Origin of the sequence: Mesorhizobium sp. SEMIA396 (genome assembly GCF_024518615.1) — a bacterium.
Classification (GTDB): domain Bacteria; phylum Pseudomonadota; class Alphaproteobacteria; order Rhizobiales; family Rhizobiaceae; genus Mesorhizobium.
In genome coordinates, this window is sequence record NZ_JANIFC010000009.1 from 295,827 (window position 1) to 302,245 (window position 6,419).

Annotated in this window: 7 protein-coding genes; 5 read left to right on the forward strand and 2 right to left on the reverse strand. The window is 64.7% G+C overall.

What is annotated here, in order from left to right; all coding sequences use genetic code 11:
• Positions 1-60 precede the first annotated feature (60 nt).
• From NP503_RS22485 to NP503_RS22500, 4 genes are all read left to right on the forward strand, one after another.
• Complete coding sequence (locus NP503_RS22485; RefSeq protein ID WP_127268497.1) at positions 61-1,353, forward strand: efflux RND transporter periplasmic adaptor subunit; 1,293 nt, start codon at positions 61-63, stop codon at positions 1,351-1,353.
• A gap of 4 nt (positions 1,354-1,357) precedes the next feature.
• Positions 1,358-2,071, forward strand: coding sequence for an ABC transporter ATP-binding protein (locus NP503_RS22490; protein WP_127268496.1), 714 nt, complete (start codon positions 1,358-1,360; stop codon positions 2,069-2,071).
• Complete coding sequence (locus tag NP503_RS22495) at positions 2,068-3,285, forward strand: ABC transporter permease (RefSeq protein ID WP_023812410.1); 1,218 nt, start codon at positions 2,068-2,070, stop codon at positions 3,283-3,285. The genes NP503_RS22490 and NP503_RS22495 overlap by 4 nt, the downstream gene beginning before the upstream one ends.
• A gap of 130 nt (positions 3,286-3,415) precedes the next feature.
• Positions 3,416-3,658 carry a hypothetical protein gene (locus NP503_RS22500; RefSeq protein ID WP_127270697.1) on the forward strand — a complete coding sequence of 81 codons (243 nt, stop codon included), beginning with the start codon at positions 3,416-3,418 and terminating at the stop codon, positions 3,656-3,658.
• Here the strand turns inward: NP503_RS22500 and NP503_RS22505 are convergent.
• Positions 3,655-4,371, reverse strand: a complete 717-nt coding sequence (locus tag NP503_RS22505; RefSeq protein ID WP_127270699.1) for a hypothetical protein — start codon at positions 4,369-4,371, stop codon at positions 3,655-3,657. The two genes, NP503_RS22500 and NP503_RS22505, sit on opposite strands and share 4 nt — an antisense overlap.
• A 3-nt stretch (positions 4,372-4,374) precedes the next feature.
• Positions 4,375-5,487, reverse strand: coding sequence for an endonuclease/exonuclease/phosphatase family protein (locus NP503_RS22510; protein WP_127270700.1), 1,113 nt, complete (start codon positions 5,485-5,487; stop codon positions 4,375-4,377).
• Between the two features lie 189 nt (positions 5,488-5,676).
• Between NP503_RS22510 and NP503_RS22515 the strand changes: the two genes are divergently transcribed.
• Positions 5,677-6,237 carry a BA14K family protein gene (locus tag NP503_RS22515; protein WP_127270702.1) on the forward strand — a complete coding sequence of 187 codons (561 nt, stop codon included), beginning with the start codon at positions 5,677-5,679 and terminating at the stop codon, positions 6,235-6,237.
• Positions 6,238-6,419: the final 182 nt, after the last annotated feature.

The following is a 6,419-nucleotide window of genomic DNA, read 5'->3' on the forward strand; positions in this document are numbered from 1 at the left end:
TTTGAACCAGTAAGCCTGATCTGTGCACAGACGGGATATTACGCATTATAGGGGTCCAGCGTGGACCAGATTGTCAATCTGCCAAAGACGGAATCGGATTCCGCCATCGAGACGGCGCTTGGGCTCGACAGAACGGGTCGGCGCAAATCGCGCCGGCGCGGCTGGCTCTATGCGCTGCTGGCGTTGATCGTGCTCGCTGCCGGGCTTGGCGTCTATCAGTGGTATGCCGGCTCGCCGGCCAGGATCGATTACACCACCGTGCCTGCCGCCAAGGCCGACCTCACCGTCGCGGTGTCGGCGACCGGCACGCTACAGCCCCTTACCCAGGTCGACATTTCAAGCGAACTGTCCGGCATCATCCGCTCGGTCTCGGCCGAGGAGAACCAGCAGGTCAAGAAGGGTGACGTGCTGGCGACACTCGATACGGTGAAACTCGAAGTCCAGATCGAGCGCGCCGAAGCTTCGGCCAAGGCCGCCGCCGCCAATGTCGAGGACGCCACGGTTACGCTGGCCGAAAACGAGAAGGCGCTGGTGCGCGCCGCCGAACTGACCAGGCGCGGCATGGCGACCGACCAGTCGCTTGAAGCAGCAACCGCCACGCGCGACCGTTCCAAGGCAGCGCTCGACAGCGCGCAGGCCAACCTCGCCATCGCCCAGGCCGACCTCAAGGCGCAGCAGACCGACCTTGCCAAGAGCACCATCTATGCGCCGATCGACGGCATCGTGCTGACGCGCTCGGTCGATCCCGGCCAGACGGTCGCCTCTTCGCTGCAGGCGCCGGTGCTGTTCATCATCGCCGCCGATCTCAGGAACATGGAACTGGTGGCGGCGGTCGACGAGGCCGACATCGGCGCGGTCAAGTCAGGCCAGCATGCCCGCTTCACCGTGGATGCGTTCCCCGAGCGGCCGTTCGATGCCGAGATCCGCGACATCTCCTATGCCTCGGTCACCACCGACGGCGTCGTCACCTACAATGCGCGGCTCGAGGTCGACAACAACGAACTGTTGCTGCGGCCCGGCATGACCGCCACCGTTTCGGTCGTCACAAAACAGGCCAAGGGCGTGCTCACCGTACCCGCCACCGCCTTCCGCTATCGCCCGGCGCAGCAGGCCGCCCGCGGCTGGAGCCTGAGCGACCTGTTCACCGGCCGCATGGGGCGCCCCGGCGGCAATCGCCAGCGCCAGGCCGCCACAGTGCCCACCGACGGCTCGCGCATACTCTACGTGCTGGAGAACGGGCGTCCGCACCCGGTCAATGTCAAGATCGGCTCCACCGACGGCGAACTGACCGAGATCATCTCTGGCCTGGATGAAGGCGCACAAATCATCACCGCGTCGCAGCAGCGGAGCTGATGCCGTGGCTGCGGGCGCGACCCTCATCACCTTCGACAAGGTCTGGAAGAGCTACGGCCAGGGCGAGGCCAAGGTGCATGCGCTGGCCGGCGTCGATCTAGCGATCCGGCGTGGCGAATTCGTCGCCATCATGGGTCCATCCGGCTCCGGCAAGTCGACGGCGATGAACATCATCGGCTGCCTCGACACGCCGACGGCCGGAACCTATTCCTTCATGGGCATCGACGCCGGCCGGCTCGACCGCAACCGCCGCGCCATGCTGCGCAACCTTTATGTCGGCTTCGTCTTCCAGGGCTACAATCTGCTGGCCCGCACCACGGCAGCCGAAAATGTCGAACTGCCGCTGATCTATCGGGGTGTTGCCGCGCGCGAGCGCCGAGACCTTGCCATGCAGGCGCTGGCGGAGGTCGGCCTTGTCGGCCGCGAGCACCACACGCCGGCCGAGCTGTCCGGCGGCCAGCAGCAGCGCGTGGCGATCGCGCGCGCCATCGTCACGCGTCCGACACTCCTCGTCGCCGACGAGCCGACCGGCAATCTCGACACCGCCCGCACGCACGAGATCATGGAGCTGCTCACCCGGCTCAACACCGAGCTTGGCCTGACCATCGCCATGGTCACGCATGAGGCCGACGTCGCCGAATATGCCGAACGCACAATCCGCTTCCTCGACGGCCATGTCGCTTCGGATTCCAGGAAGCTGGAGATCGCACAGCCATGATCTGGGAAACCGTCCGCCTCTCGCTGCGCTCGATCCGCCGCAATGTGCTGCGCTCGTTCCTGACGCTGCTCGGCATCGTCATCGGCGTTGCCGCCGTCATCGCCATGCTCACCATCGGCTCGGGCACCACAGCAAAGGTCAAGGCCGACATCTCCAAGCTCGGCAGCAATCTGCTGGTGGTCCGCTCCGGCCGTCCGGCCGGTCCCGGCGGACCGGGCGGGCTCGACCAGGTGGTGCGTCCGCTCGCGGAAAAGGACCTTGCGGCACTTGTGGCGCATCTCAGCGGTGCCCGCGCGATTTCGCCGGCCTCGCAAAAGCAGGTCCGCGTCATCTTCGGCACCGAGAGCCTGACCTCGGGCGTCACCGGCACCGACAGCGCCTATCTCGATGCGCGCGACTGGAAGCTGGTGTCGGGCCGCCCGTTCAGCGATTCCGAAACCCGCTCGGGCACAGGCGTGTGCCTGATCGGCGAGACCGTGCGCCAGCAGTTCTTCGGCGCCGGCGATCCCGAGGGCGAGATCATCCGCGTCAACCGCACCTCCTGCAAGATCATCGGCCTGCTCGAGCCCAAGGGCTATACCGGCTTCGGCCAGGACCAGGACAATGTCGTGCTGATGCCGCTGCATGCCTATCAGCGCCGCATCGCCGGCAACCGCGACATCGACAACATCTACATCGCCGCCGACGACCGCACGCCGACCAGCGAGTTGCAGCCGCGCGTCGAGGACATCTTGCGAGACGCGCGCCGCATCACGCCCGACCGCGAGAGCGATTTCGCCATCCGCGACATGACCCAGATCGCCGACGCCATGGCCAGCGCCACAACCACCATGACCGGCATGCTGGGCGCGGTGGCCGGCGTCAGCCTTTTGGTCGGCGGCATCGGCATCATGAACATCATGCTGGTGTCGGTCACCGAACGCACCCGCGAGATCGGCATCAGGCTGGCCATCGGCGCGCATGAAAAGCACATCCTCATCCAGTTCCTGGTCGAGGCCACGGTGCTGTCGCTGCTCGGCGGCATTATCGGCATCCTGATCGGGCTGGCGCTGGCCGGCCTCGCCGCGGTGACGCTGACCATCCCGTTCGCGCCGAGCCCGGCGGTGATCCTGCTCGCCGTCGGCTTTTCCGCCCTGATCGGCATGGTGTTCGGCTTCTTCCCGGCATTGCGCGGCGCCAGGCTCGATCCGATCGACGCGCTAAGGCACGAGTAGGGCAACCCGGCCGGAACGCAGCCAGCCCGAGCCGGTTTTGCACAGCCTTCGACATTTCCACCTGGTCCCGCCACTGTCGCCGCGCCGTTCGCGATGCTAGGGCAATTCACCCTGGGCGGAGGAATAGCGGATGAGCAAGAAGGCGCGACTGGTCCTGGCGATGGTGATCATCGAGGCAGGTCTTGCAGGCATCTGGTGGTATCTCGCCCGCTTCGGCATGGCCAATCCCGATCGCGTCACCGCTGACTTCCAGGCAGTCGTCGGCCAGACCATGGGAATGGCGATGGGCGGCTTGCTCGGCATCGGCTTTATCCTGTTCCTCGTCGCCGCACGCAACGGTCGCAACGCGGCACAGAATAAGACGCGCCCTTAATTCCCGTTTGCGAAATGCCACTCGATCAGCGGCTTCATGTGCGGTGACAGCCCGACCGGCAGGTCGGCGGCATGGCGGATGATCACCGGTCCCTCGATCTCCGGCTCGGTCTCGGTGGCGACGAAGGCTGAGATGCGCCTGGCGATCTCGTCGGCGGGCGCCGCCGCGTGGTAGCGGCGAAAGATCACCGTGCCGCTGCTGGTCGACATGGCATGGTAGCGCTTGCCGCGTTCCGCACCTGACAGGTCGAGCCCGGTTTCCTCGCGCACCTCACGGATCATGTTGAAATCGACGTCGACCAGCCCATCGCGAAAATCGATCGGCTCGAACGAGCCGGCGGCGAAATAGACGCGGCCGGCGTTGACTGTGTGAGGACCCATGCGGATCGCCACCAGCGCATTGTCGCCGGCCACCAGCATGGCATGGGCATAGGCATGCTCGGCGCCCGAATTCTCGCGCCGCTTCCGCCACAGCATGAACGTCGAGTAATTGACCGCGTGGCAGCGGCCGACGAGACGGCTGTCGCGGTAGGCAAGTTGCGACAGCAGCACCACCATGCCGTCGAACAGCGCCGGATTGGCGGCGATTTCGTGCTGCCAGTTCTCGGCGATCGCCTCTGCATTGTCCCTTGCGAAAGGGTGCGGACCGGGATCGAGCCGGACGTCGATGTCGTCGACCGGCAGGATGACGTTGCGCGGGAGGTCGAAACTCATGCGTCAGGTCATGTCCAGCGTGATCGCCACTGGGCAATGGTCCGATGCCTTCGGCCGGTCCCAGCCGGCGCGCGGAAACCGCTCGACCTCCTGCCCCGGCGGAAAGATGGTGCGCCAGGGCTGGCCGTTGCGGATGATGTCGGGAACGGCCGTTGCGTTGCTGGCGGCGAGCCCCTTCGACAACAGGATGTAGTCGAGCTGGCACAGATGCCGCTCTTCGGGTCCTCGCGTGTGGTAGAAGCTCCAGCGGTTCATCTCCGGCCGCCTCTCGACGACATTTTCGCAAAAGCCGCCTGCCGTCAGCACGTTGATGCAGGACAGGGCTTCGTCGACCACCTCGAAGCGATAGCCGTCGATCGCATCGCCGGCCACCTTCACGCGCTGGCGATAATCATTCATGTCGCCGCAGATCGCCCAGCTCTTGTCGGCGGCATAGTCCTTGCCGAAGCGCTCCTCGATGATGCGGCGCACGGCCTGCGCTTCGGCGATGCGCACCGGCATCGTCGCCTCGCGCCCGTCGAGCCCGTTGCGCGGCGAGCCCATCGACTTGAAATGCACGAGATAGAGCGTCAGCGGCACGCCGCCCACGGTGATGTCGATCTCCAGGCAGTCGCGCCGGAAAATGCGCTCATTGGCCTGATTGCCCAGTGCCTCGAGTTCCGGCGTGTGCAGCCCGAACTGCTCGTAGGTGACATAGGCATGGCTGGTCATGCGCACGAATTCGATCGGCTGGCCCTGCGCGGTCTCGTTGCGCATCATCACGGCAACGTCGATGCCGCGCGAATCATTGCCCGATGTGGTGTATTTCTGCCGGTAGCCCTGCCCCACCATCTTGAACAAATAGCCGTATTCGAACGCCTTTAACGCCTCGATATTGTCGACTTCCTGCATGCAGATGATGTCGGCGCGGGTGGCAGCGATCGCCAGCGCCGTCAGTTGGCGCGTGTCGTCGGACTGGGCGATGGCGCGGGCCTGCTCCAGGATCCTGTATTCCGCCTCGCTCTGGATATCGAACAGCGCCAGCGTTCGATCCTCGTTGAGCTGGTTGCGATAGCCGGAAAAATCGAACCTGTTCATCAGGTTCTCGACATTGAAGGTGGCAAGGCGCAGCGACATGCCATGACCTTTGCCCGCAAGTGCTTCGGAAAACAAGCGCGCAGGACCACCATCTGAGATCGATTGGTCCTGGGTGCGTTCGCGTCATGGTTGACGGAACCTTTCCGTTCATCCGCCGTTCAGATGCAAACATCCATTGTTGCCCCATTCCTCGGGTGGGCGCGGGGCCTGTAACTCTTGGAGAGTGCAATGAATTCGCTCTTTTCTTCCACGGTCAAATCGGGGCTGATAGCCCTCGGTATCCTTTCCGGCGTCACGGCACCGTCCGCCGCCGGACCGATCATGCAGCCGGATCTGTCGATACCCACCAGCACGGCGGCGCCGAATGTCACGCCTGTCCGCGACAGCTGGGCGGGCGGCAACAACCGTCAGTTCAACAATGATTGGAGATGGCGCCGGTCGGGCAACTGGAACGGCGGCCGTCGACACTGGCAGGGCGGCGGCGGTCACTGGAATGGCGGAGACAACTGGCGTTGGCGCCATGGTCGCCATCACTATCGCGGCGGCCGTTATTACGATGATGGCGCGAGTGCCGCGATCCTGGGCCTTGGCCTGGGGCTCGGCCTCGGCAGCATGTACAACAATTACGACTACTACGATCGGCCGGCGCCGCGCCGCTACTACCGCGCGGGACGGCTTTCGAGCGCCCATGTCCAATGGTGCTACAACCGCTACCGGTCGTACCGGGCCTACGACAACACCTTCCAGCCCTACAACGGCCCGCGCCAGCAGTGCTACTCACCCTATTGAGCTGACCTGTAGCTGAGCTGACCGACAGAATGAAAAACGGCGCCACTTGGCGCCGTTCAGACTGCTGACAAACCCCGTCGATTTTCGGCGGGGTTTTTTGTTATGTGATTGAAGTGTCTTGGACTGTTTGTGTCAGGAGATTTTGACAAGAGGCATTGAGCCTCATGCGCGGGCCGGCTTGG